Origin of the sequence: Streptomyces sp. NPDC056373 (assembly GCF_042262425.1) — a bacterium.
In the GTDB taxonomy this organism is placed as follows: domain Bacteria; phylum Actinomycetota; class Actinomycetes; order Streptomycetales; family Streptomycetaceae; genus Streptomyces.
Genome location: NZ_JBHJPX010000007.1, coordinates 122,475 through 145,409, shown reverse-complemented (window position 1 = coordinate 145,409; position 22,935 = coordinate 122,475). Strand labels below are relative to the sequence as shown.

Annotated in this window: 20 protein-coding genes; 15 read left to right on the top strand and 5 right to left on the bottom strand. The window is 73.3% G+C overall.

The genetic code is table 11. The features are described 5' to 3' along the window. Nucleotides 1–11 precede the first annotated feature (11 nt). Nucleotides 12–716, bottom strand: a complete 705-nt coding sequence (locus ACFCXS_RS16450) for an O-methyltransferase (RefSeq protein ID WP_376643990.1) — start codon at nt 714–716, stop codon at nt 12–14. Between the two features lie 193 nt (nt 717–909). Here ACFCXS_RS16450 and ACFCXS_RS16445 point away from each other — a divergent pair, with 193 nt between their 5' ends. The 7 genes from ACFCXS_RS16445 (at nt 910) to ACFCXS_RS16415 (ending at nt 8,738) form a co-directional block, all read left to right on the top strand. Further along, nucleotides 910–1,419, top strand: a complete 510-nt coding sequence (locus ACFCXS_RS16445; RefSeq protein ID WP_376643989.1) for a VOC family protein — start codon at nt 910–912, stop codon at nt 1,417–1,419. Beyond that, nucleotides 1,416–2,372, top strand: a complete 957-nt coding sequence (locus tag ACFCXS_RS16440) for a hypothetical protein (protein ID WP_376643987.1) — start codon at nt 1,416–1,418, stop codon at nt 2,370–2,372. The genes ACFCXS_RS16445 and ACFCXS_RS16440 overlap by 4 nt, the downstream gene beginning before the upstream one ends. A gap of 67 nt (nt 2,373–2,439) precedes the next feature. Beyond that, a complete protein-coding gene (locus ACFCXS_RS16435; RefSeq protein ID WP_376643985.1) occupies nt 2,440–3,399 on the top strand; it encodes an LLM class flavin-dependent oxidoreductase in 960 nt (319 codons plus the stop codon). Beyond that, nucleotides 3,396–4,259: a PhzF family phenazine biosynthesis protein gene (locus ACFCXS_RS16430; RefSeq protein ID WP_376643983.1), complete on the top strand. Its 864-nt coding sequence runs from the start codon at nt 3,396–3,398 to the stop codon at nt 4,257–4,259. The genes ACFCXS_RS16435 and ACFCXS_RS16430 overlap by 4 nt, the downstream gene beginning before the upstream one ends. A 65-nt stretch (nt 4,260–4,324) precedes the next feature. Then, nucleotides 4,325–6,118 carry a gamma-glutamyltransferase family protein gene (locus tag ACFCXS_RS16425; protein ID WP_376643981.1) on the top strand — a complete coding sequence of 598 codons (1,794 nt, stop codon included), beginning with the start codon at nt 4,325–4,327 and terminating at the stop codon, nt 6,116–6,118. A gap of 63 nt (nt 6,119–6,181) precedes the next feature. Beyond that, nucleotides 6,182–8,485, top strand: a complete 2,304-nt coding sequence (locus ACFCXS_RS16420; protein ID WP_376643980.1) for an ATP-binding cassette domain-containing protein — start codon at nt 6,182–6,184, stop codon at nt 8,483–8,485. 52 nt (nt 8,486–8,537) lie between these two features. Then, a complete protein-coding gene (locus ACFCXS_RS16415) occupies nt 8,538–8,738 on the top strand; it encodes a 4-oxalocrotonate tautomerase family protein (protein ID WP_376643978.1) in 201 nt (66 codons plus the stop codon). 62 nt (nt 8,739–8,800) lie between these two features. Here ACFCXS_RS16415 and ACFCXS_RS16410 read toward each other — a convergent pair whose 3' ends face one another. Beyond that, the gene (locus tag ACFCXS_RS16410; RefSeq protein WP_376643976.1) at nt 8,801–9,985 is read right to left on the bottom strand and encodes an FAD-dependent monooxygenase; all 1,185 of its coding nucleotides are present in this window, start codon (nt 9,983–9,985) and stop codon (nt 8,801–8,803) included. Between the two features lie 170 nt (nt 9,986–10,155). On the opposite strand from ACFCXS_RS16410, the gene ACFCXS_RS16405 reads away from it, so the two are divergent. Next, nucleotides 10,156–12,069 (top strand): chorismate-binding protein, encoded by a 1,914-nt coding sequence (locus tag ACFCXS_RS16405; RefSeq protein ID WP_376643974.1) that lies wholly within the window; start codon nt 10,156–10,158, stop codon nt 12,067–12,069. A gap of 25 nt (nt 12,070–12,094) precedes the next feature. Here ACFCXS_RS16405 and ACFCXS_RS16400 read toward each other — a convergent pair whose 3' ends face one another. From ACFCXS_RS16400 to ACFCXS_RS16390, 3 genes are all read right to left on the bottom strand, one after another. Then, nucleotides 12,095–13,543 (bottom strand): flavin monoamine oxidase family protein, encoded by a 1,449-nt coding sequence (locus tag ACFCXS_RS16400; protein WP_376643972.1) that lies wholly within the window; start codon nt 13,541–13,543, stop codon nt 12,095–12,097. Nucleotides 13,544–13,645: 102 nt separating this feature from the next. Next, complete coding sequence (locus tag ACFCXS_RS16395; protein ID WP_376643970.1) at nt 13,646–13,897, bottom strand: hypothetical protein; 252 nt, start codon at nt 13,895–13,897, stop codon at nt 13,646–13,648. A 103-nt stretch (nt 13,898–14,000) separates the two neighbouring features. Continuing rightward, complete coding sequence (locus ACFCXS_RS16390; RefSeq protein WP_376643969.1) at nt 14,001–14,315, bottom strand: hypothetical protein; 315 nt, start codon at nt 14,313–14,315, stop codon at nt 14,001–14,003. Nucleotides 14,316–14,782: 467 nt separating this feature from the next. Here ACFCXS_RS16390 and ACFCXS_RS16385 point away from each other — a divergent pair, with 467 nt between their 5' ends. The 7 genes from ACFCXS_RS16385 to ACFCXS_RS16355 are packed head-to-tail and all read left to right on the top strand — an operon-like array spanning nt 14,783 to nt 22,864. After that, nucleotides 14,783–16,006 (top strand): ATP-grasp domain-containing protein, encoded by a 1,224-nt coding sequence (locus ACFCXS_RS16385; RefSeq protein ID WP_376643967.1) that lies wholly within the window; start codon nt 14,783–14,785, stop codon nt 16,004–16,006. Nucleotides 16,007–16,022: 16 nt separating this feature from the next. Next, entirely contained in the window at nt 16,023–17,252 is a 1,230-nt protein-coding gene (locus tag ACFCXS_RS16380; RefSeq protein WP_376643966.1) for a lysine N(6)-hydroxylase/L-ornithine N(5)-oxygenase family protein, read from the top strand. Continuing rightward, entirely contained in the window at nt 17,249–17,626 is a 378-nt protein-coding gene (locus tag ACFCXS_RS16375; RefSeq protein WP_376643964.1) for a cupin domain-containing protein, read from the top strand. Before ACFCXS_RS16380 ends, ACFCXS_RS16375 begins: the two co-directional genes overlap by 4 nt. Continuing rightward, complete coding sequence (locus ACFCXS_RS16370) at nt 17,619–18,722, top strand: NAD(P)/FAD-dependent oxidoreductase (RefSeq protein ID WP_376643962.1); 1,104 nt, start codon at nt 17,619–17,621, stop codon at nt 18,720–18,722. Before ACFCXS_RS16375 ends, ACFCXS_RS16370 begins: the two co-directional genes overlap by 8 nt. Continuing rightward, on the top strand, nt 18,719–20,350 hold the full coding sequence (locus ACFCXS_RS16365; RefSeq protein ID WP_376643960.1) for a class I tRNA ligase family protein: 1,632 nt from the start codon (nt 18,719–18,721) through the stop codon (nt 20,348–20,350). The genes ACFCXS_RS16370 and ACFCXS_RS16365 overlap by 4 nt, the downstream gene beginning before the upstream one ends. Next, nucleotides 20,347–21,594, top strand: coding sequence for an acetyl-CoA carboxylase biotin carboxylase subunit family protein (locus tag ACFCXS_RS16360; RefSeq protein ID WP_376643958.1), 1,248 nt, complete (start codon nt 20,347–20,349; stop codon nt 21,592–21,594). Before ACFCXS_RS16365 ends, ACFCXS_RS16360 begins: the two co-directional genes overlap by 4 nt. Further along, nucleotides 21,587–22,864: an MFS transporter gene (locus ACFCXS_RS16355; RefSeq protein WP_376643957.1), complete on the top strand. Its 1,278-nt coding sequence runs from the start codon at nt 21,587–21,589 to the stop codon at nt 22,862–22,864. Before ACFCXS_RS16360 ends, ACFCXS_RS16355 begins: the two co-directional genes overlap by 8 nt. Nucleotides 22,865–22,935 lie beyond the last annotated feature (71 nt).

Here is a 22,935-nt window from a genome sequence, read left to right as displayed (position 1 = left end):
GCGGCCGGGCGTCAGGGCAGGTCGGCCGCCTCGGACCGGTCGTCCGGACGGGGCAGGATCACGGCCAGAGTGAAGCCGTCGTAGCCCTTGGCGCCCACCGTCTGGATCGTGGTGGCGCTCACCCGGGGCTCCGCGGCGACCTTCTCGTGGAAGCGCCGCATCCCGCGGACACCGCCATCGGGGTTGTCGGCGTCGGCGACCGCGCCGCCGAGCACGACGTTGTCGACGACGATCACGCCGCCGGGCCGGGAGAGTTCGAGCGCCCAGTCGAAGTACTCGGGGGTGTCGGGCTTGTTGGCGTCGATGAAGACCAGATCGAACGGCTCCTCGGCGGTCTTCGCGAGGTCGGGCAGGATGTCGAGGGCGCGGCCCACCCGCTGTTCGACGCGGTCGGCGACACCGGCCCGCGCCAGGTGACCGGCGGCGGTCTCGGCGAACGAGCGCTCCCACTCGATGGTGACCAGTCGGCCGCCGGGCGGCAGGGCGCGGGCCAGCCAGATGGAGCTGTAGCCGCCGAAGGTGCCTATCTCCAGAATGCGCTCGGCGCGCTGGACGAGGGCCAGCAAGTGCAGCAGCTTTCCCTGGGAGCGGGAGACCCCGATATCGGGGAGGTCGAATCCTATGTGTGCCTCGGCGGCGGCGGCCAGAGCGGGGTCTTCGTCACCGAGAACCGCGTCGAAGTAGCCGTCCACCGCGCTCCACTGATTCTGTGTCATGACCCCAGTGTTCCCTGCGAGGAGGAAATTCGACACCCGGAAGGAAGAAATTCCAGAAAATCGACGGATTCACGTCGTCCACTTATCACCGTCGGTTAGCGAACTGAATTTCCGGGAAATCGCCTGCCTGAACGGGAAAGAGAACGCCTTTTCATCCATCCCGGCACGACCGCACCGAGAGGAGCGCAGTACCTTGCCCCCAACCGGGACCACGACGAAGCGACCGACGAACCTCGATCTCGATCTCGTACCTGAGCTGCACCACGTGGGCGTGCAGACGGACGACCTCGACAACTGCGCCGCCTGGTACGAGGAGTTCTTCGGCTGCCGGACCAACTGGACGCTGGACACCTTCTCCGACCTGACGCTGAGCCGCCTGCCCGGCATCACCCGGCTGACCGAGGTGACGGTGGCCGGACTGCGCTTCCACCTCTTCGAGCGCACCGGGCACGACGGCGCCGTCCCCGGCGCCAACACCCGCCAGTTCCAGCACATCTGCCTGGCCACCGGCTCCCCCGAGGAGCTGCGGGCCTGGCGCGAGCGCTGGTTCCGGCTGTACGAGTCCGGCCGCTTCACGTTCGCCGGTGACGAGAAGCCCACCGACATAGTCATCGACGCGGACGGCGTCCAGAGCTGTTACGTCCTCGACGTCAACGGCCTGGAGTTCGAGTTCACCTACGTGCCGCCAGGAGGAGACCGATGAGCACGCGTGTCCACCGCACCGTCACCGAGCTGCCGGTGCCCGACGGCTGGGACTTCGGGGATTTCCCGTACGGCCTGGAGCCGCTGACGCTGCCCGAGCCGCCGGCGCCGGGGACCGAGACCGCGATATCCGACGTGCTGCCCGCCGACGCGTCCCGTGCGGACCGCGGCGTCCCGTGCCCGCGGACCGGACCGGCCCTCGCCGCCGAGGAGATCTCCCACCAGCTGTTCTGGTTCCGCTGGATCACGGGTCACCAGGCCACCTTCGCCATCTGGCAGCTGACGGCGCACGCCCTGCACCAGGCCCGCTCGCGCTCCGACCCGGCGCCCTCCCTGCGGGCGATGACGGACCTCACCGACGCCTACACCGCGATGCTGCTGTACACCAGTTCCTGCCCCGCCGACGTCTACGGCACGGTCATCCGGCCCTCGATGTACCTCCAGCACCGCAGCTTCAGCGGGACCTGGGCCCCGGACTTCGTCCCCGTGCGCTCGCTGCTGCGCGGGAAGAAGACCGAGTGGGAGGGGACGCCCGAGGCCGAGCGGCTGAAGAAGGCGGTGCGGATGTACCACACGGTGCACGCGGGGGTGGCGGCCAAGCTGGTGCCGGGCGGCCGCTCGCTGCTCCAGGAGTCGGCCGCGGAGGTCACGCCGACCCGCCCCGAGACCCAGGCCCTGATCTACGACCACTACTTCCTGACCCTGCGGGCGCCGGTCGACGCGACGGAGCTGGTCGGCCAGTTGCGGTGCCGGCTGCGCGCGATCACCCAGGACGTGGCGACCAACGGGCTCTACCCCGGCCTCACGCCCGAGGACGAAGCCGCCTTCCCCGAGGAACTGCGGGGCGAGCAGGTGCGGCGGGAGTACGAGGAGGGCTTCGCCGCCGTCCTGGGCCGGATCGACGCCGCCGCCCGGCAGCTCAGGCCGAGGGTGCTGCACCACAGCGCCCCCTGACCGGCCGGCGGACGGCGCACCGAGGGACGAGACGAGCACGGACGAGCACGAACAAGGAGGAGTACGCGTGCGGCACGGAGTGGTGATCCTGCCCGAGCGGCGCTGGTCGCGGGCGCGCGAGCAGTGGGTCCTGGCCGAGCGCCTGGGCTTCGACCACGCCTGGACCTACGACCAGTTGATGTGGCGGTGGCTGCGGGACGAGCCCTGGTTCGCCTGCGTGCCCACGCTGGCCGCCGCGGCGGCCGTCACCTCGCGGATCACACTGGGCACGATGGTCGCCACGCCCACCTACCGCCATCCGGTGACGCTGGCCAAGGAGGTGATGTCGCTGGAGGACGTCGCCGGGGGCCGCTTCGTCTGCGGACTGGGCACGGGGGCGGGCGGCCTCGACGACCGGGTGGTGGACCCCACCGAGCGGACCCCGCGCCAACGCGCCGACCGGTTCACCGAGTTCGTCGAGGCGCTGGACCGGCTGCTCACCGAGCGGACCGCCTCGTACGCGGGCGAGCACTACGCCTTCGAGGGCGTGCCGGTGAACCCGGGGTGCCTGACGCGGCCCCGGGTGCCGTTCGCGATCGCCGCGACCGGCCCGCGCGGGATGCGGCTCGCGGCCCGGCGGGCGGACACCTGGGTCACGGCGGGTCCGCCGGGCCGCTTCGACGCGCTGCCCTACGAGAAGACGCTGCCGGACATCGCCCGGCAGCTGGACGAGCTGGACGCCGCCTGCGAGGCGACCGGCCGCGATCCGGCCACGCTGAACCGGCTGCTGCTGACCGGCGCCCTGGTCGGCGGCGTGCTCGACTCCGTCGAGTCCTACCGGGACGCGGTGGGCCGCTTCGGCGAGCTGGGCGTCACCGACCTGGTGGTGCACTGGCCGCGCGCGTCCTTCCCCTACCAGGGGGATCCGCGCGTGCTGGAGGCGGTCGCGGAGGAGGTGCTGCTCCCCGCGCGGGAGGCGGCGCCGGGGACCGGGCCCGCGCCGGTGCGGCCGGGCGGCGGCCCGGACGGCGAAGGAGAGGGACGTTGATCGCGTACGAGATCGTCGACATGTTCACGGACACCCCCTACGACGGCTGCGCCCTCGGTGTGGTCCCTGACGCGGCGGGGCTCTCGGCGGCCGACATGCTGGCCGTCGCCCGGGAGACCGCCCTGACGGAGACGGCGTTCGTGGTGCCGCCCCGCCTGCCCGGATCAACGTACGGGGTGCGGGTGATGACCCCGGCCGGGGAGTCGCCGTTCGGCGGCCACAGCGCGGTGGGCACCGCCAGCGTGCTGGTGCGCGCCGGCCGGCTGGCGGCCGGGGAGGCGGTGCAGGAGTGCGGCGGGCGGCAGCTCGCCGTGACCGCCGGCGCCGACGGCTCGACCCTGTGCGTCGCGGGCGAGCCCCTCCTGCACCCCGAGTGGGATCCCGGCCCGCTGCTGGCGGCCTGCGGGCTGACGGACGCCGACCTGGCGGGCACCCCACACCTGACCGGCTTCGGGCCGGCGTTCCACGTCCTGCCGGTGGCCCCGGAGGCCCTGGCCCGCGCCTCGGCTCACCTGACCGACCCGGTCTGGGCGGACTGCGCGGACGCGGTGCTCGTCGCGCGGGACCCCGCGGGCGGCGCCGCCCGCGTCCGCGTGTTCGCCCCGGGCTACGGCATGCCCGAGGACCCCGCCTGCGCATCCGCCGCGCTGGGCCTGGGCGCCTGGCTGGCGCGGGAGAAGGCGCTGCCCGGCACCGACGGCCGCTACTCCTACCAGGTCCGCCAGGGCGAGGACATCGGCCGCCCGGCCACCCTGTCCTGCACGGTCGACCTGACCGAGGGCCGGGCCACCGCCGCCACGGTCCACGGCCGGGTCACCGCCACCGCCTCCGGCCGGATGACACTCCCCGGGCGGCCCTAGGACCGGCCGGTCTCCCGTACGCGTTACGACCTCGGACGACCGGATGACCAGAAAGGAATACCTCGGTGCTCTTCCGACCGGAACTGCACGGCACCCGCGGTGCCGTCGCCTCGACCCACTGGCTGGCCTCCTCGGCGGGCATGTCCATGCTGGACCGCGGCGGCAACGCCTTCGACGCCGCGACCGCCGCCGCCTTTGTCATCCAGGTGGTGGAACCTCATCTCAACGGGCCGGGGGGCGACGTGCCGATCCTCGCCCACCGCTCCGGGACCGGCGCGGTCGACGTCGTCTGCGGGCAGGGACCGATGCCCGCGGCGGCCACCATGGAGGCCTTCACCGGGCGCGGTCTGGCCGTGATCCCCGGTTCCGGGCTGCTGCCCGCCGTCGTCCCCGGCGCCTTCGGCGCCTGGCTCCGCCTGCTGAAGGAGTACGGCACGCTGCCCCTGGAGGACGTGCTGGAGCCCGCCATCGGCTACGCGGAGCGCGGCTACCCGGTGCTGCCCAAGTGCGCCGCCATGATCAGCGCCCTCGCGGAGCTGTTCCGCGGCACCTGGACGGAGTCGGGCCGCACCTACCTGCGAGGCGGGGTCGCCCCGCGCGCCGGGGAGCTGGTCACCAACCCGGCGCTGGCCCGCACCTACCGGCGGCTGCTCGCCGAGGCGAAGGCGTCCGGCCGGGACCGTGAGGGGCGGATCGACGCGGCGACGGAGGCGTTCTACACCGGCTTCGTGGCGGAGGCGATCGACACCTACCTCGCCAAGGCCGAGGAGATGGACTCCACCGGGCGGCTCAACGGCGGCCTGCTCACCGGCGCGGACCTCGCGGCCTGGCGGCCGGGCCTGGAGCGGTCCCTCAGCCTCGACCACCGGGACCTCACGGTGCACAAGGCGGGCCCCTGGTCGCAGGGCCCGGTCTTCCTCCAGCAGCTCGCCCTGCTGGCCGACGCCGACCTCGCGGCGACGGGCCCGGAGAGCGCGGCCTACGTCCACAGGGTGGTCGAGGCCGCCAAGCTCGCCTTCGCCGACCGCGAGGCCTGGTACGGCGACCCGGACCACGCGGACGTCCCCGTCGACGCCCTGCTGGACCCGGCGTACTCCGCCGCGCGGCGGGCGCTGCTGGGGGCGGAGGCCTCCCACGAGCTGCGGCCGGGACGGCCCGGCGGGCGGGAACCGCTGCTGCCGCCGCTGCACGACGAGAGCGGTGCGCCCGCCGACCCGGCCTGGCTGGGCGAGTTGGAACAGGGCATCCCGGCGATCATGAAGCTGACCGCGGCGACCGGCGACACCTGCTGCGTCAGCGCCACCGACGCCGCGGGCAACATGGTGGTGGCCACGCCCAGCGGCGGCTGGCTGAAGAGCTCCCCGGTGGTGCCGGGGCTGGGCTTCCCGCTGGGCACCCGGGGGCAGATGGCCACCCTCACCCCCGGCCACCCCAACACGGTGGCACCGGGCAAGCGCCCGCGGACCACGCTCAGCCCGACCCTGGTCCTGCGGGACGGCCGGCCGTACCTGGCGTTCGGGACGCCGGGCGGCGACCAGCAGGACCAGTGGACGCTCAGCTTCTTCCTGCACCACTCGGAGCACGGGATGGGCCCGCAGGCGGCGATCGAGGCGCGCACCTTCCACACCGACCACGTGCCCACGTCGTTCGCCCCGCGCCGCTTCCGCCCGGGGACCGTCGTCCTGGAGGGCGGCTGGCCCGCGGAGGAGGTCGAGGCGCTGCGGCGGCGCGGGCACCAGGTGGACCTGGTGGCGGACCGTTCGCTCAGCAAGGTGTGCGCCACCGGTCTGACCGGGGACGGGCTGGTGCTCGGCGCGGCGAGTCCGCGCGGCGCGCAGGCGTACGCGGTCGCGGGGTAGGAATGAAGGACATGGAATGATTTCCCACAGGAAACCACCAGTCCTATCGCGGAAGGTGCTGACATGGAGGCTCACCGGAAGAACCACGCCGAGGACTTCATCGTGCTGGGCGAGGCCCGGCAGAACAATCTCAAGGGCGTCGACCTGCGCATCCCCAAGGGGAAGCTGACCGTCTTCACCGGGGTCTCGGGGTCGGGGAAGTCCTCGGTGGTCTTCGACACCCTGGCGATCGAGTCGCAGCGGCAGCTCAACGAGACCCTGCCGGCCTTCGTCCGCCACCGGATGCCGAAGTACGAACGGCCGGCGGCGGAGGTGATGGAGAACCTGTCCACGGCGATCGTCGTCGACCAGCGGCAGGTCGGCGGCAACGCCCGCTCCACGGTCGGCACGATGACCGAGATCCTGCCCATGCTGCGGGTGCTGTTCTCCCGCGCGGGCACGCCCAGCGCGGGCCCCTCCCACATGTACTCGCCCAACGACCCGCGCGGCATGTGCGAGGAATGCCAGGGCCTCGGCACGACGGTCCGCCTCGAACTCGGCAAGCTCCTCGACGAGGACAAGAGCCTCAACGAGGGGGCGATCCGGTTCCCGTCCTTCGCGGTCGGCACCTTCCAGTGGCAGCTGTACGGCGAGTCCGGGCTCTTCGACCCCGACAAGCCGTTACGCGACTTCTCCGCCAAGGACCGCGAACTGCTGTTGCACGGCAAGGGGTTCACCGTCGACCGGCAGGGCCGCAACGGCGTCTACAAGAACGAGTACGAGGGCATCGTCGAGCGCTTCACCCGCCGGTACATCACCCCCGGGCTGGACAACGCGAAGAGCAAGGAGCGCGCGGAGATCGAGCGGGTGGTGACCCAGGGCCCCTGCGCCGTCTGCCACGGCGGACGGCTCAACAGGGCCGCCCTCGCCTCACGCATCGACGGCGACAACATCGCGGACTTCTCGGCGATGGAGATCACGGACCTGATCGAACGGCTCGCCCGGATCGACGCGCCGGCCGTCAAGCCGGTGGTGGCGGGCGCGCGGGCCGCGCTGGAGCGCATCCGGGCGGTCGGCCTCGGCTATCTGAGCCTCGGGCGGCAGACCAGGACCCTGTCCGGCGGCGAGGCCCAGCGGCTCAAGATGGTGCGCCACCTGGGCAGCAGCCTGACCGGGCTGACGTACATCTTCGACGAGCCCAGCGTCGGCCTGCACCCCCGCGACGTGCGGCGGATGAACGACATCCTGCTCGCCCTGCGCGACAAGGGGAACACCGTGCTGGTCGTGGAGCACGACCGGGACGTCATCGCGATCGCCGACCACGTCGTCGACATGGGCCCGGGAGCCGGCCGCGACGGCGGCGAGGTGACGTTCGAGGGCACCCCCGCGGGGCTGCGCCGCTCCGGCACCGTCACCGGGAAGCAGCTGCGGAGCGTGACCGGGATCAAGGAGGAGGTCCGCTCCCCCACCGGCGAGCTGACCGTGCGGGCGGCGAAGCTGCACAACCTGCGGGACGTCACCGTCGGCTTCCCCACCGGCGTGCTCACGGCGGTGACCGGCGTGGCCGGGTCCGGCAAGAGCACCCTCGTGTCGAAGGTGTTCACCGCGCAGTACCCCGAGTCCGTGGTGATCGACCAGTCGTCGGTGGGCATCTCCGCGCGTTCCAACCCGGCGACGTACACCGACATCATGGACAGCCTGCGGCAGCGGTTCGCGCGGGCCTCCGGCGAGAAGCCGGGACTGTTCAGCTTCAACTCGGAGGGCGCCTGCCCGGAGTGCGACGGCAAGGGCGTCATCGAGACCGACCTCGCCTTCATGGACCCGGTCACCACGGTGTGCGAGCGCTGCGACGGACGCCGGTTCAACGAGGAGGCGCTGCGCCACACCGTGCGCGGGCGGACGGTCGTCGACGTCCTCGCCATGACCGCCGAGGAGGCGTCGGACTTCTTCGACGACGCGCCCGTACGGCGCAAGCTGGCCCTCCTCACCGAGGTGGGGCTCGGCTACCTCACCCTGGGCCAGCCGCTGTCGACGCTCTCCGGCGGCGAGCGGCAGCGGCTGAAGCTGGCGCACCGGCTGAAGGAGACCGGCACCGTCTACGTCTTCGACGAGCCGACCACCGGCCTGCACATGAGCGATACGCGCCGGTTGCTGAACCTGTTCGACCGGCTCGTGGACGGCGGCAACACGGTGCTGGTGATCGAGCACGACCTCGACGTCGTCAAGCACGCCGACTGGGTCGTGGACCTGGGCCCGGAGGCGGGCAGCCAGGGCGGCCGGGTGGTGTTCGAGGGCACACCCGCCGAGCTGGCCCGGTCGAAGGACTCGCACACGGGCCGCTGTCTCGCGGCCGATCTGCGGGCCGCGCGCAAGCACACCTCGACCTGAGACGCCGTGCCCGGGACGCACCGTCCCGGGCACGCGACGGAAGGAGTCGGAGATGCCCCTCATCCGCGTCACCCTGCTTCAGGGCCGGACGCCGCAGGAGGTGGCCGCCCTCGGCAGGGCGCTCACCGCCGCGCCGCACGAGGCCCTCGGCACCCCGGCGGAGGCCGTCCGCGTGATCGTGGAGGATACGCCGCCGGACCGCTGGTTCGTGGGCGGCCGGTCGGTGGCCGAGCGGCGCGCCTCCCCCTCGTGACCCACCCCGCAGGGGCCTGCGCAGACCGCCCCGGGGTTCCCGGGGCGGCCGGGGTCGCCGGTTCAGCGGACGGCGGTCCCGCGCGAGTTGCGGTCGGCGCGGGCGAAGCGCTCGCGGACGTCTTCGACGCGCTCCGGGGACCAGGACGCGAGGTCGTCGCGGGTGAGGCGGCCACTGCGGGTGATCAGGTGGGCGTTGAAGGCCTCCGGGTCGAGGTCGAGGTACTGCTCCAGTTCCTCGAACCACTCCTGGCTCGTGCGCGCGGTGCGCTGCATGGCCGCGACCTCCGGCAGACGCGCCGCCTCGTACGCGGCGAGCGCCTCGGAAACCGACCCGTGGTCGTCCAGGGCGAGGGCGAGGGCCAGGCCGTCCTCCATGGCGAGCCGGGTGCCGGAGCCGACGGAGAAATGCGTGGTGTGGGCGCTGTCGCCGAGGAGGGCGACGCGACCGTGGCTCCAGCGCCGGTTGCGCACGGAGACGAAGCGGCCCCAGCGCGACCTGTTGGTGCGCAGATCGTGGCCGTCCAGGACGTCGGCGAAGAGGTCCGCGAGCCGGTCCGTGTCGCTCCGGCCGGAGCCGTCCGGCGTGCCGGCGTCGCCCTCGGCGAACCCGGCCGCCTCCCACACCCGGTCGTCGACCTCGGCGATGAAGGTGCTGAGGCCGGGGGCGTAGGGGTAGGCGTGGGCGTGCAGCGTGCCGTGCTCCGTCTCGGCGACGGCGAAGGTCAGCGCGGTGAAGGCCCGTTCGGTGCCGAGCCACAGGTAACGCGAGCCGCGCCGGGTGGTCTCGGTGCCGAACTCCTCCCGACGGGCCTCGCGGGTCGCGGAGTTGACGCCGTCGGCGGCCACCACCAGGTCGTACGTCCGGGCCAGCGCGCCCGCCTCGGGCGCGCGGGTGCCGTGGCGGACGGTGACGCCGAGGTCGGCGCAGCGGGCGCGCAGCATGCCGAGCAGGGCGCGGCGGCCGATCGCGGAGAAGCGGTAGCCGCCGTTGCGTGTGGTACGTCCCCGGTGGTGGACGTCGATCCTCGACCAGTGGGCACATTCGGCGCCGAGCGCGGCGAACAGCGAGGGGTCGGCCGCTTCGATGCCACCGAGCGCCCCCTCGGAGAAGACGACGCCGAAGCCGAAGGTCACGTCGGGGGCGTTCACCTCCCAGACGTCGATCTCGCTTCCCGGCCTCAGCCGTTTGACGAGCGCGGCCGTGTAGAGGCCGCCGGGTCCGGCTCCGATGATCGCGATTCGCATGACACCTCACGGGGACTCGGTCGAGTGACGGGGTGGCGCGACCGGGGGGTGGCAAGTGGCCCCTCCGACGGGCTACTTATTGCCCGTCCGACTGAAAGTATTATCCGCAGGGAAACCAATCGCCTCCGGCGGGCCGCCGCCGCGCGGCCGGCCGGGAGGGAGCGCGGTCGATGAGGCCGACGGCGGACACGGGTGCGCTGGAGCGACTGTACGGGGCGGACGTGCCGCCCTTCGCGCTGCTGCGCAGGCAGCGACCCGGGGCACCCGGACCGGCCCCGGTGGAACTGCTGTTCGGGGCGGTCGAGACCGCGGAGTCCATCGAGGCCGTGGAGAGCGTGCAGACCGTCCGGTCGCCGGACGGGAGGGGTGCGCCCGGTGCAGCGCCGGGTCCCGGTCTGCTGGCGCTGCTGCCGTTCCGGCTGCTGGCGGAACACGGTCTGCCGTGCCACGACGACGGTACGCCGATGCGGGTGCTGCGGGTGCGCGAGCACCACGTCCTGCCGGAGGACGCGTTCACCGGCCGGCACGCGCCGGGGCGACGGCCGCTGGAGTGGCAGGACGCCGGGTTCACGACGACCGACGCGCAGTACGAGGACCTGGTACGGCAGTTCGTGGCGTCGGACGCGGCCCGGGGCGGGCTGAACGTCCTGCTGCGCCGGGACTGGACCGCGCGGCTTGCGGACTTCCGGCCCGCGGTGGCGGTTGAACTGTTCCGGCGGCTGCTGACCACGGAGTCGGGTGCGTACTGGACCTTCGTGGTGCACACCGGGGGCGCGCGGCCGGTCACCCTGGTGGGCGCGAGCCCGCAGGGGCATGTGGGCGTCGAGGGCGGCCGGGTGGTGATGAACCCGCTGTGCGGCACGTACCGGCGTCCGCCCGAGGGGACGCGCGCCGGGGACCTGCTCGCCTTCCTCGCCGACCGCAAGGAATCGGAGGAGCTGGCGGCCACGGTCGACGCGGAGCTGGCGGTCCTGTGCCGGCTTGCCGGGCCGGGGGTGCGAGTGGAGGGGCCGTTCCTGCGCGGGATGGCGCACCTGGTGCACACACAGTGCCGCATCAGCGGGCCCGCGGCGGCCGGGGCCCGGGAGACCCTCGCGCGGGCCCTGTTCGCGTCGACGGTGGTGGGCAGTCCGTACGCGCGGGCGTGCCGGGCGATCCACCAGTACGAGGCGACCGGGCGGGGCTACTACGGCGGTCTCCTCGCACTGATCGGCCGCGACGGGGCGGGCGAGGAGGAGCTGGACACGGCGGCGGTGATCCGGACCCTGATCGTGGACCACCGGGGCGAGGCGCGGCTGTCGGTGGGGGCGACCGTGGGCGGCCGGTCGTCACCGGAGGCGGAGGCGGCCGAGACGCGGGCCAAGGCACGGGCCGTGCTGAGCGCCCTCTCGTCGGACGCTCCCGCCGCCGGGCCGGCGCGCACGCCCCGCGCCCGCACCGACCCGGACCTGGACGCGGCGGTACGGGACGCCCTGGCCCGGCGGCACGCGGCGCTGTCGTCGTTCTGGACGCGGGGCGCCGCCGCACCGCCCATGGACGCCGCCCCGGTGCTGGTGCTGGACCCGGGCGGCGACGCCCACACCGAACTGGCGGCCCTGTTGCACCTGGTGACCGCGGTGCACGGCGCGGCCGAGGTGGTCCGCCACGACGCCCCAGGCGTGGCCGGCACCCTGGTCCGGCACCCGGCACCGGTGCTGCTGGCGTCCGGGCCGGGTCGCCCCGACGACCCCGGGTGCGCACGGATGGCGGGACTGCGCCGCACGGCGGCGGCCCTGGTCCGGGAGCGGCCGCCCGACGGGCGCCCGGTGGCGGGAGTGGGCCTCGGCTTCCAGGTGCTGGCGCTGGCCGCCCTGCCGGACGCCCGGGTCGTGCCGAGGACGGGCGGGACCGGGCCGGCGCGGGAGGTGGAGGTCTTCGGACGGCGGGTCACCGCCGCCTTCCGCAACGCCCACGCGATCGTGTCGGGCCCCGACGGGCGCGAGGTGATCGCGCTGCGCGAACGTGCCGTACGGGGCGTGCAGTTCCGCCCGGAGTCGGTGCTGACCAGCGACGGGGCCGGGGTGCTGCGCCGACTCCTCGGCTGACTCCCCCGGCCCCGCCGCCGCGGGCTCAGGACTCCCCGGCCGCCGCGCCGAGTTCCACCAGGGTGCGGGCCGCGGACTCCAGCGCAAAGGTCATCGAGCCGCCGTTGGGCTCGAAACCGGCGTGGTCGCCGGCGAAGTGGATGCGCCCCTCGGGCCTGCGGATCACCGGCATGAGGGCGCTGTGCCCGCGCTCGGGCAGGATGTACGCGCCCTCGGCGTACGGGCGCCGGTCCCAGCAGACGGACGTGCCGGTCTCGAAGTGGTCCCGGGCGCCCGGCAGCATCCGTTCGACCTCGTCGAGCACGAAGCCGAGACGCTCCTCCTCGGTCATGACCGACACCGCCCGCGCCCGCCACCCCGTCATCAGGCACTCCAGGATCTTGCGCGGGCCGGGGAGCTGGGGCGTGGCGTCGCGTATCCAGCGGATGGGAAGGTCGGTGGAGAAGCTGGCGTTGTGCTGCGGCCAGAACTGGCGGCGCATCTGGAGGTAGACGCGGACGATCGAGGCGTACTTCACCCGGCGCATCACGTCGTGCTTGGCGTCGGAGAGGCCCGCTTCGGTGAAGTCGATGTGCCGGATCGCGCTGAACGGGACGGTGACGACGACCCGTTCGGCCTCCAGGGTCTGCATCCGGCCGTGGGCGAGGACGGTGACCCGGGCCCGCTCGGTGTCCTGCTCCACGCGGACCACCGGACGGCGGTAGTGGATGCGGCTTTTGAGCCGCTGCGCGAAGGCCTGCGGGAAGCGGTCGGTGCCGCCCTTCACCTTGGCCCAGCGCGGGTCGGCGTTGCCCAGCGAGTGCGGGCTCGCCTCGTGGCGCAGCCAGGACAGCGCGGACGCCGACTTCAGGTCGCCGCCGCGCATCTCCAGGAAGAGGGGCTCCATGAGGTCGATCGCCGCCTGGGAGGCGCCGCGGTCGGTGAGGACCGCGTGCACGGAGAGGTGGTCGTAGGGGGCGAGGCGCTGGGTGACCGCCCAGTCGGGGGCGCTCAGGTCGGGCTGGAGGCTGTCGGCGACAGCCGAGACGTACCGCTCGATCATGCCGGCGACGCCGAGGGCCTTCTCGTGCGGGTGCAGGTCGAGCCCGGCCTCGGCGACGGACTCCGGGTCCGGGGTGAAGAAGCGGCCCCGCGCGAAGTAGGAGAACGTGGTGCCGAAGAGGTCGGCGGTGTCCGTCTCGACGCCGAGTTCGCGCAGGTAGTGCATGGCGTAGTGGCAGTGCGGGGTGAGTGTCATCGCGCCGGCCTCGGCGTGCAGGCCGTCGGCGAACGGCGCCCTTAAGGTGTACGCGCGCCCGCCGGGCCGGCCGGACGCCTCCAGGACGGTCACCTCGCAGTCCCGCGCGGCGAGTTCGTGGGCGACGGCCAGTCCGGCGAGTCCGGCGCCGACGACGATGACGGATCGCGGGGGCCGCAGCCCCGGCAGTCCGCTGTCGAAGGCACGTCGTACCTCGGTCTGAGTGGCTTCCCGCATGGCGTGCTCCGTTTCCGTGGTCCGGTGGCTCGACGGTTCCGTGCTGCGGTGGTTCAGCGGCCCGATGGCCGAATACCCCTGCCTGTGCCGCTACTTGTCCGTCTACCACCTGCCGCCGGGGCCATGTTCCGGCCGGCCCGCCTCCGCGGAAGCCCGGCCGGCGCCGCCGGGCGGCTGGGGAAGCCGCTGAGAGGCCGGTTGCGTCTCCAGCTCGGCAAGCGTGCGGTGGCAGGGCATGACGCGGGCGAGGAACACCTCGGGGCCCCGGCCCTCCCGGGTGGCCGCGACGAACTCGCGGTCCTGGAGTTGGATGCCGTCCATGGACACGTCGACGCAGCCGACGTCGATCGGCACCCCCGGAGGACGTCCATGACGGCCGCCACGCGGACGGTCCGGGTAGCCGGAGCCGAGGCTTCGCCGGCCGCTCGGCTCCGCACCTGATCCGGCCGGCGAACCGTCAGCCGGAGATCCGGCGTCCCCTCCGGATCACCATCGCCTCGCCCACGAGGGTGAGGAGCAACAGCACAAGACAGCACGCGAAACCCAGCAGCCCGGCCGCGACCACGTAGAGCGAACCCGGGTCCGCGCACGCCCAGCTGGACGAGCAGTCGACGGTCCGCGCATCCGCCGGCGGCCCCATCGCGTGCCAGCCGATGACGACGCAGAGCACGGAGACGACGGCCCCGGCGGACAGCAGAACCCACCGGACGCGCCGGGCTCCCCACCACGACAGGATCCAACCCGCGACGATCACCGCCGGCAGGACGAACACGTGACCGGGGACTATGTCCACTGTGAACCGCCCCGGGACGTCGAGGTCAGGCCGGTCTGCCGCCGGGTGACGTGGTTGCCCATGTCGATCAACCCTACGGCCGGGTGTTTGACGGTCGCGACGGAGAAGGACGCGGCCACGAGGGCCGTGCCCGGTCCGGCGCCGGTCAGCGTGATCCGCGCGGGGTGAGCAGTACCACCGTTCGCCGTTCGCCCACTCGCAGCCTTCACCATGGCTTCGGCCGCTTCCAGGAGTCGAACAGGCGCCGATAAGGCTCTCGTTCCGGAAATCATGCGGCCCAGGTTCGATCTCACAGAATAATTTGCGGTTCTCCATTGACCAAGGCCAAGGCGTCCGGATAAAAAGATCGCGACCAGGATCGCGCTCGTGAGTGCGGTCCTCACAGCTGCGCCCCGGGGGATTTCGCTTTGCCGCACACAGATGCACTTCGTCCTGCCCGCGTCCTCGTGGTCGAACCGGCCTCCTCGGGAGGCGCCACGCTGATCGGCGTCGCCGCCGAGATGGGACTGCGGGTCGTCGTCGCCACCGCCGACTCCGGCGACCGCCGGCTCTCCGACGCCGTGCGCGCGGCGGCCGATTCGGTGCTGACGGTGGAGACCAACGACCAGGCCGCCCTCGACGCGGCCGTGCTCGAACTGCACCGGGCCGAGCCGTTCGAGGCGGTGCTGCCGGGCTCCGACATCTACGTGACGGCGACCGCGCGCGTCGCCGCGGCACTGGACCTGCCCGGCCTGCCCGTGGCCACCGTCGACCGGGTCCGGGACAAGAGCGTCATGCGAGCCGCCGTGGCGGAGGCCGGGCTGCGCACCCCGCGCTTCGCCCAGGCGACCACCGGCGCCGAACTGCGCGCCGCGGCCGAACGGGTCGGCTTCCCCTGCGTGCTGAAGCCGGTCGCCTGCTCCGGCAGCATCCACGTCAGCCGCGCCGACGACCTCGACCAGCTCACCGCCGCGTTCCAGCGGCTCGTGACCGACCCGGAGCCCGACATGGGCAAGCTGCACGAGCACCGGGTGCTCGTCGAAGAGTATGTCCAGGGCCCCGAGTTCAGCGCCGACGGCTACGTCCGGGAGAGCGGCGAGGTCACCGTCGTCGCACTCAGCCGCACGCTGCTCGGCCCCGAACCCGACTTCATGGAGCTGGGCCACCTCACCCCGGCGCTCGTCGACGACGCCACCCTGAAGAACGTCGAGGCGTACGTCGGCGGCGTCGTCCGCGCCGTCGGCATCACCAGCGGCCCCTTCCACTGCGAACTGCGCCTGAGCGCCGACGGTCCGGTGCTCATCGAGATCGGCGCCCGGCTGCCGGGCGACCGGATCGTGGAGCTGCTGCGGCTCGTGACCGGCGTCAGCCTGCCCAGGGTGGCCGTCGCCACCGCGCTCGGAGTCGGCCTGGAGGCGGCAGGCGCCTTCACGCGGCCGCAGGCCGAGAGCGCCGGCATCCGCTTCTTCTCCGCCGCGGGCCGCTCCTCGTACCGGGAGCTCACCGGGTGGGCGGCGCTGGAGGCACTGCCGGAAGTCACCGAGACCGCCGTGTACTTCGCACCGGGCGAGACGATCCCGGGCGTCGAGGACTGCCGCTCGCGCCTGGGCCACGCCCTGTTCACCGCCGACTCGCCGCAGGCTGCCCTGGACCGCTGGCAGGCGCTCGGCGACCTCGTCGTCCCGGCCTGACCGGGTGGTTGCCACCATGAACGCACACATACTCGACTACGCGGCCGTCGGCGTCGGCCCCGCGAACATGAGCCTCGCCGCGCTCGCGCATCCGGTCGAAGGGCTGCGCGGCGCCCACCTGGAACGCCGTGAGAGCTTCTCCTGGCACCCCGGACTGCTGCTGCCCGAGGCCACCCTCCAGGTCTCGCTGCTCAAGGACCTGGTGACGCTGGTCGATCCGACCAGTCCCTTCTCGTTCCTGTCGTTCCTCGCGAGTGAGGGCCGCCTCTACCGGTTCCTGGCCGCGGACTTCCCGGCCGTCCTGCGCGCCGAGTTCAACCAGTACCTCCAGTGGGTCGCCGGGCGGCTGCCGAGCCTGACGTTCGGGGCGGACGTACACAGCGTGGACTTCCACGACGGGGGCTTCCGTCTGCGTGCCGGAGAGCAGGAAGTGAGGTCACGTCACCTCGTGCTCGGCACCGGGCTCACCCCGTCCGTCCCCGCGCCGTTCCGCCCCTGCCTCGGCCCGACCGTCTTCCACTCCGGGGAGTTCCTGCTGCGGGCCCCCGACGTGACCGGGCGGCGGGTCGTCGTGGTCGGCGGCGGACAGAGCGGCGCGGAGATCGTGCGCCATCTGGCGGCCGGCGCGGCACCCGAGAGCATCACCTGGGTCAGCCGGCGCTCGTCGTTCCTGCCGATGGACGACTCGCCGTTCGCCAACGAGCTCTACACGCCGGACTACGTACGCCGCTTCCACGCGCTGCCCGCCGACCACAAGATTCGGCTCCTGGAGCGGCAGAAGTACACCAGCGACGGCATCGACCTCCAAGTCCTGCAGGACATCTACCGGTTGAGCTACCGCGACGAGTTCATCGAGAACAACCCCGGCAGGCTGCGCTTCCTGGCGGACTGCGCGGTCACCGCGATCGACGGCGGCCCCGGCGAATGGAAGCTCGTCGTCGAGTCCTCGGGCCCGGACGCACCCGCCGTGCTCGCCGCTGACATCGTGATCCTGAGCACCGGATACGCCTACGTGCTGCCGGAGTTCATGGCTCCGCTGGACGCGCGGCTGCGGCGGGACGACGGGATGCTCGTCGTCGGCGACGACTTCTCGGTCGCATGGGACGGGCCCACGGAGAACCGGATCTACCTCCAGAACGGCGCCCGGCACTCCTGGGGCGTGGCCGACCCCAATCTCAGCCTGCTTCCCTGGCGCAGCGCGGTCATCCTCAACAGCATGCTGGGTGAGACGAGGTATCCCGTATGACCGCTCGTCAGGTTCCGCAGTTCCAGGCCGAGGCGGTCGGCGTCCTGGTTCCCTTCGGTCCGACCGAGGTGGAAGCCGACGGAGTGACCGTCGCCGAGGCGGACTTCGCCCGTTCGGTCTTCCCCCGCGTGCCGTTCGAGGCGGCCCGCTTCACCGTGCCGCCGGGCGGGACCAGTTCCCCCGACCAGCACGCGGTCCAGGAGATCTGGGTGCTCCACGCCGGATCCGGCAGCCTGGAGGTGGACGGCGAACGGTCGCTCGTCGGGCCCGGCTCCCTGGTGGGCTTCGCCTCGCAGTCCGTCCACGAGATCTTCGCCGACCAGGGCGAGGAACTGGTCGTCTACTCCTTCTGGTGGCCGGCGTCCGATGAGTGAGCGCACCACCGGGGCCGGTGCGGCGCCCCACTACGACCTCGCGGTCGTCGGCGCGGGCGCGGTCGGCACCCTCGCCGCGTACTACGCCGTGCGCCGGGACCCGGGCCGCCGTATCGCCGTGCTCACGCACGCCGGACGGGGGACGGGCGCGACCCGCTACTCGGCCGGGTTCGACACGCCCACGGGGCACAACCCGGCCCAGCGCGCCCTGGCCGCCCGCAGCACCGCGCTGTTCGACGAGCTCGCCGCCGGACTCGGCGACACCGGACGCGCGCCGGTCGACGTCCGCTGGCTGGTGGCGCGTGAGAACACCGCCGCGCTCGACGCGACCATGGCCGACGGCGGCCGCACCCGCCCGGTCACCGGGGAGCAGCGGGCCGTGCTCGACCGGACGTTCCCCGGGCTCGTGCACGGCGACGACCAAGTCCTGCTGGCAACGGCTCCCATGACGGCCGGTCAGCCTCAATGGCTCGCCGACCGGCTCCTCGACGAGGTGCTCGGCCGCCCGGACAACACCCTCCTGGAGGGCTTCCGGGTCACCGAAGTACGCCGTACGGGCGGGCGCGTCGAACTGGCCGCCGCCGACGGCAGCCGGATCACCGCTGCCAGGGCGGTCCTCGCGCCGGGCCCCTGGGTCCTCGACGGCCCGGTGGCGGCGGCGGCCCGCGAGCGCGGGGCCAGGGTCAAGAAGGTGGTGGCGTTCCACATCATGACGCCGCCCCCGCCGGACGCCCCTGCCCTCGTCCTGGAGGACGCCGACGCCTTCCTGCTGCCCCACCGCCCCGGCGGTCACTGGATCTTCAGCATCACCTCGCCCGACTGGGACCGCGGCCCCGAAGGACCGCTCACCATCGACGCCCGCGACCGGGAACTCGCCCGCGCCCTGCTCGCCCGGCACGTACCGGGATTCCTGCCGCACCTGCTCGGCGGGCGGGTCTTCAGCGACTGCTTCACCCCCGGCCATCTGCCGGTGGTGGACACGGTCGGCGGCGACGACGTGGTCATGGCCATCGGCGGCTCCGGCTCCGGCTACCGCCTCGCTCCGGCCATGGCCGAGGGCGCACTGAACCTGCTCGACGGGAGAACGCGAACATGAGCCGGCTGACCGGGGACACGTACACCCCCCGGCACTACCTCCTGGTGCCGCCCGAGGCCACTCCCAACGGGCCCCTGCACCTCGGCCACATCGGCGGCCCCTTCCTGTGGTCGGACATGGTCGCGCGGCATCTGCGGGTCCGGGGCGACCTGCCGTTGGTGATCACCGGCAGCGATGTGTACGAGTCGTACGTGGCGCTCAGGGCGCACGCCGAGGACTCCACGCCCGGCGAGGTCGCCGCGCGCTACGGACAGCGCATCCAGGACGACCTGGCGGCCCTGCGCATCGGCGTCGACGCGTTCGTCGTCCCCGATCAGCAGCCCTGGAGCGAGCAGTTCGAGCAGGAGGTCGCCGCCTCGATCGAGCGGCTGACGGCCCGGGGCGCGGTGCTGACGCGCACCGAGCGCGTGCCCCACTGCGCGGCGTCGGACCGCTGGGTGGTGGGCGGCTGGCTCCAGGGCCGCTGCCCCGAGTGCGGTGCGGGCATCGCCAGTTACTTCTGCGAGGAGTGCAGTGCGCACTTCCTGCCCGAGTCGGTCGTCGAGCCGCGCCCCCTGCTCGACGAGGGGCCGCTGACGTGGCGGGAGATCTCCAGCCTGTTCCTGCGGCTCCCGGACCGCGACCTCCTGGACGCCACCCTCGTGGACCTGGGCGTCGCCGACCGGTACCGGGCGACCGTGGCGCGCTTCCTGGAGCGCGACGGCCTGACCGTACGGCTGAGCGCCCCGCAGACCTGGGGACTTCCGCTGCCCGGGCCCGAGCCGGACGTGCCGCGCGCCCTCTTCCCGTACGCCGGGATCTTCATGTTCGCCCGCCTCGCCGGCGCCGTCCACGGCCGGCTCTCCGGCACCGGCGTGAACGCCTTCGACCCGGATTCCGGAGTCACCACCATCACCACCCTGGGGGTCGACAACGTGATCCCCACCCTGGTCTCGATCGTCGGCACCAGCCTGCTGCACGGCGACATGAAGCCGTACGACCGGTGCCTGATCAACAACTTCTACCGGCTGGCCGGGCGGAAGTTCTCCACCAGCACCCGGCACGCCATCTGGGCGGCGGACATCGCCGCGTCGCCCGCGATCGGCGTGGACACCGTCCGGTACCACCTCGCGGGAGCCGATCTTGAGTCCGGGGCGGCGAGCTTCGAGACGGCGGACTTCCTCCGGACCGCGAACGCCACGCTCGCCGACGGCCTCGGCAAGCGGATCGACGCCGCCTGGAGCCGGCTGCCCGAAGGGCCGCCGCAGCCGCCCGCCCCGGCCGTCGCCGGCCTCCTGGAATCCCTGCTCGCCGAGCAGTCCGCGGCGCTCGACGCCGCCCGGGTCTCGACCCCGCGTGCGGTCGCGGCACTCGACCGCTGGTGCGCCGACGACGCCGTCGCCCACGCGGCCGAGGACGGCGCCTACTGGTGGCTCAAGGGCCTGTCCCTGCTGGCGTTCCCGGTGATGCCGGACCTCGCCGAGCTGCTCTGGCAGGGCCTCGGCGGCACCGGAGAGCCTCGCGCTGCGGCCTTCCTCGCCAGGACTCCGGCCCACCGGGACCGGGCCGCGCCCGGCTTCGGCCGGGTGAGCGCCGCCGATCTGGGCGCCTGCCTGCCCGACACCCTGCGACCGGGAGCGGACGCGTGAGCGATCTGACCACACCGCTGTACGTCGTCCTCAACCGCTCCGGTGACGAGTTCGGCGAATACCACCGCTTCCTCGACCGCCACCCCTGCCGGACGGTGTACCTCACCACGCCCGGCGGGCTGCCCGCGCTCGACCAGGACGGGGCGACCGAGGTCCATGTGCGCGACAGCCTCGCCCACGACGACCTGCTGCCGCTCGTACGGGAGATCGCGGACCGGCACGGCACGCCCGAGGCCGTCTTCGGCCAGTCCGAGTACGACATCCTGACGGCCGCCCGGCTCTCGGCCGCGCTCGGCGTCCCCGGCGGCTACGGTCTCGACCTCGTCGAGCGGTTCAAGGACAAGCCCGCCATGAAGAGCGCGGTGGGCGCGGCCGGACTGCGGGTCCCCCGCTTCCTGCGACTGGACGACGCACCCTCGGCGGAGACGGTCGTCGACGCCCTCGGCGGTCTGCCCCTGGTCCTCAAGCCGCGCGCCGAAGCGGGCTCTCAGGGAGTCACGGTCGTCCGCAGCGCCGACGAACTGCGCGACGCTCTCCAGGGCGTCGATCCCGCGGCGTACGAGTGCGAGGAGTACGTCGAGGGGGACATCTTCCACGTCGACGGCGTCCGCCGCTCCGGCCGCCTCCACTTCGTCACCGCTTCCGGGTACATCCACACCTGCCTCGACTACGCGCACGGCCGCCCGCTCGGCTCGGTCCTGCTCGACCCCGGCCCCGAGCGCGACGAGCTCACCACGTTCGCCGACCGCTGCCTGCGGGCGCTCGGGCTGCGCGACGGCGCGTTCCACCTGGAGGCGATCCGGCGTCCGGGGGGCGAGCTGGTGTTCCTGGAGGTCGGGCTGCGGCCGGGCGGCGCGCAGGTGCCGTTCCTGCACGTCGACCTCTACGGCATCGACCTGTTCGCCGAGGCCTTCCGGGCCGCCCTGGGCCTGCCGCCGCTGTGGCAGCCGTCCGAACCGGTCGGGCCCCGGGCCGGCGGCTGGCTCATCTACCCCGCTCCGCGCGAGCTGCCCGGACGGGTCGTCGCGCGCACCTCGCCCCGGTCGGCCGTCCCCGAGGTCTACCACGAGGAACTGCCCGAGATCGGCCAGATCATGACGGGGCCCGGCAGTTACGACGAGGGCTGCGGGATCTTCCGCTTCCGGGGGCGGGACGCCGCCGGTGTGCACGCCGCCGTGCACACCGTGATGGAGGTGTACGGCCTGCGGACCGAGCGGGCCGAGGGAGCTGAGCCGAATGGCTGAGGCACGCCGGTACGGCGCCGTGCTGCGCGCCTGGTTCCGGGAGACTCTTCCGGCCGCCGGGAACGCGCGCAGACTCGGCGTCCTCACGCTCATCCAGTCCCTGGGGCTCGGGGTGTTCCTCACCTCCAGCGCCGTGTTCTTCACCCGGACCATCGGCATCCCCGCCCAGCGCGTGGGTCTCGCCCTGTCGGTCGCGGGGCTCTGCGGTCTGCTGTGCACCGTGCCCATCGGCCGGCTCGCGGACCGGCTCGGCGCGGGCCGGGTGCTCACCGTCAACTTCCTGCTCGCGGCCGTCGGCTTCACCGCGTACTGCCTGGTGGACGGGTTCGCCTCGTTCCTCGCGGTCGCCTGTGCCATCGCGGTCCTGGAGACCTCGGCGGGCGCGCTCCAGGCGTCGCTCACCGATGCGCTGGTGGGCGAGGCGGAGCGGGTCAGGGTGAGCGCGCAGATGCGCAGCCTGTTCAACCTGGGCTTCCTCGGCGGCGCCGCGCTGGCCGGAGCAGCCATCGCGGCCGGCACCTCGACCGCCCTGTACGCCACGGTCCTGGCCAACGCCACCCTCCAGTTGGTCTCCGTGGCCGTGCTGCTCGGGATGCGGCTGCCCGCGGGGGCCGGGCACCGCGGCCCCGCCGCCGAGGCACCGGGCGGGGTACTGCGCAGTGCCGCGCTGCGGGACGTGCGCTATGTGGCGGTCGCGCTGGTGTGCGGCGCACTGGAGCTGTACCACCCGCTGCTGACGGTCGGTCTGCCGCTGTGGATCGTCACCCGTACCGACGCGCCCGCGCTGCTGGTCTCGGGACTGCTGATCCTGGACACCGTCCTGGTGCTGCTGTTCCAGGTCACGGTCAGCAAGGGCGCGCGAACCCCGGCGGGTGCGGCACGTATGCTGCGCTGGGCGGGGTGGGCACTGGGGGCGTCCTGCCTGGTCTTCGCGGTGAGCGGGGGGCACGGCGCGCTCCTGGACAGCACGGCCCTGCTGGGCGGCGCGCTGGTGCTCGTCCTGGGCGAGCTGTACCAGGCGTCGGCGAGCTGGGGCCTGTCCTTCGGGCTCGCCCCGGCGGGGCGGCAGGGGGAGTACCAGGCGGTGTTCTCCCTGGGGCGCGGGCTCCAGCAGTTCGCCGGGCCGTGGTTGATGACCTCCCTGGTCGTCGGTGCGGCGGGGACCGGCTGGCTGGCCCTCGCGGCGCTCTTCGCCCTGCTCGGGCTCGCCGCACCGCCGTTGGTGCGCGGCCTGGAGAAGGCCCGCGCGCGGACGGCGGCACCGGCCTGAACGGACCGGCCGGCGCCCGTCCCGGCCACATGTGTCACACCCGTCCGACCGAGACAAGTAAGCGAGCGCAC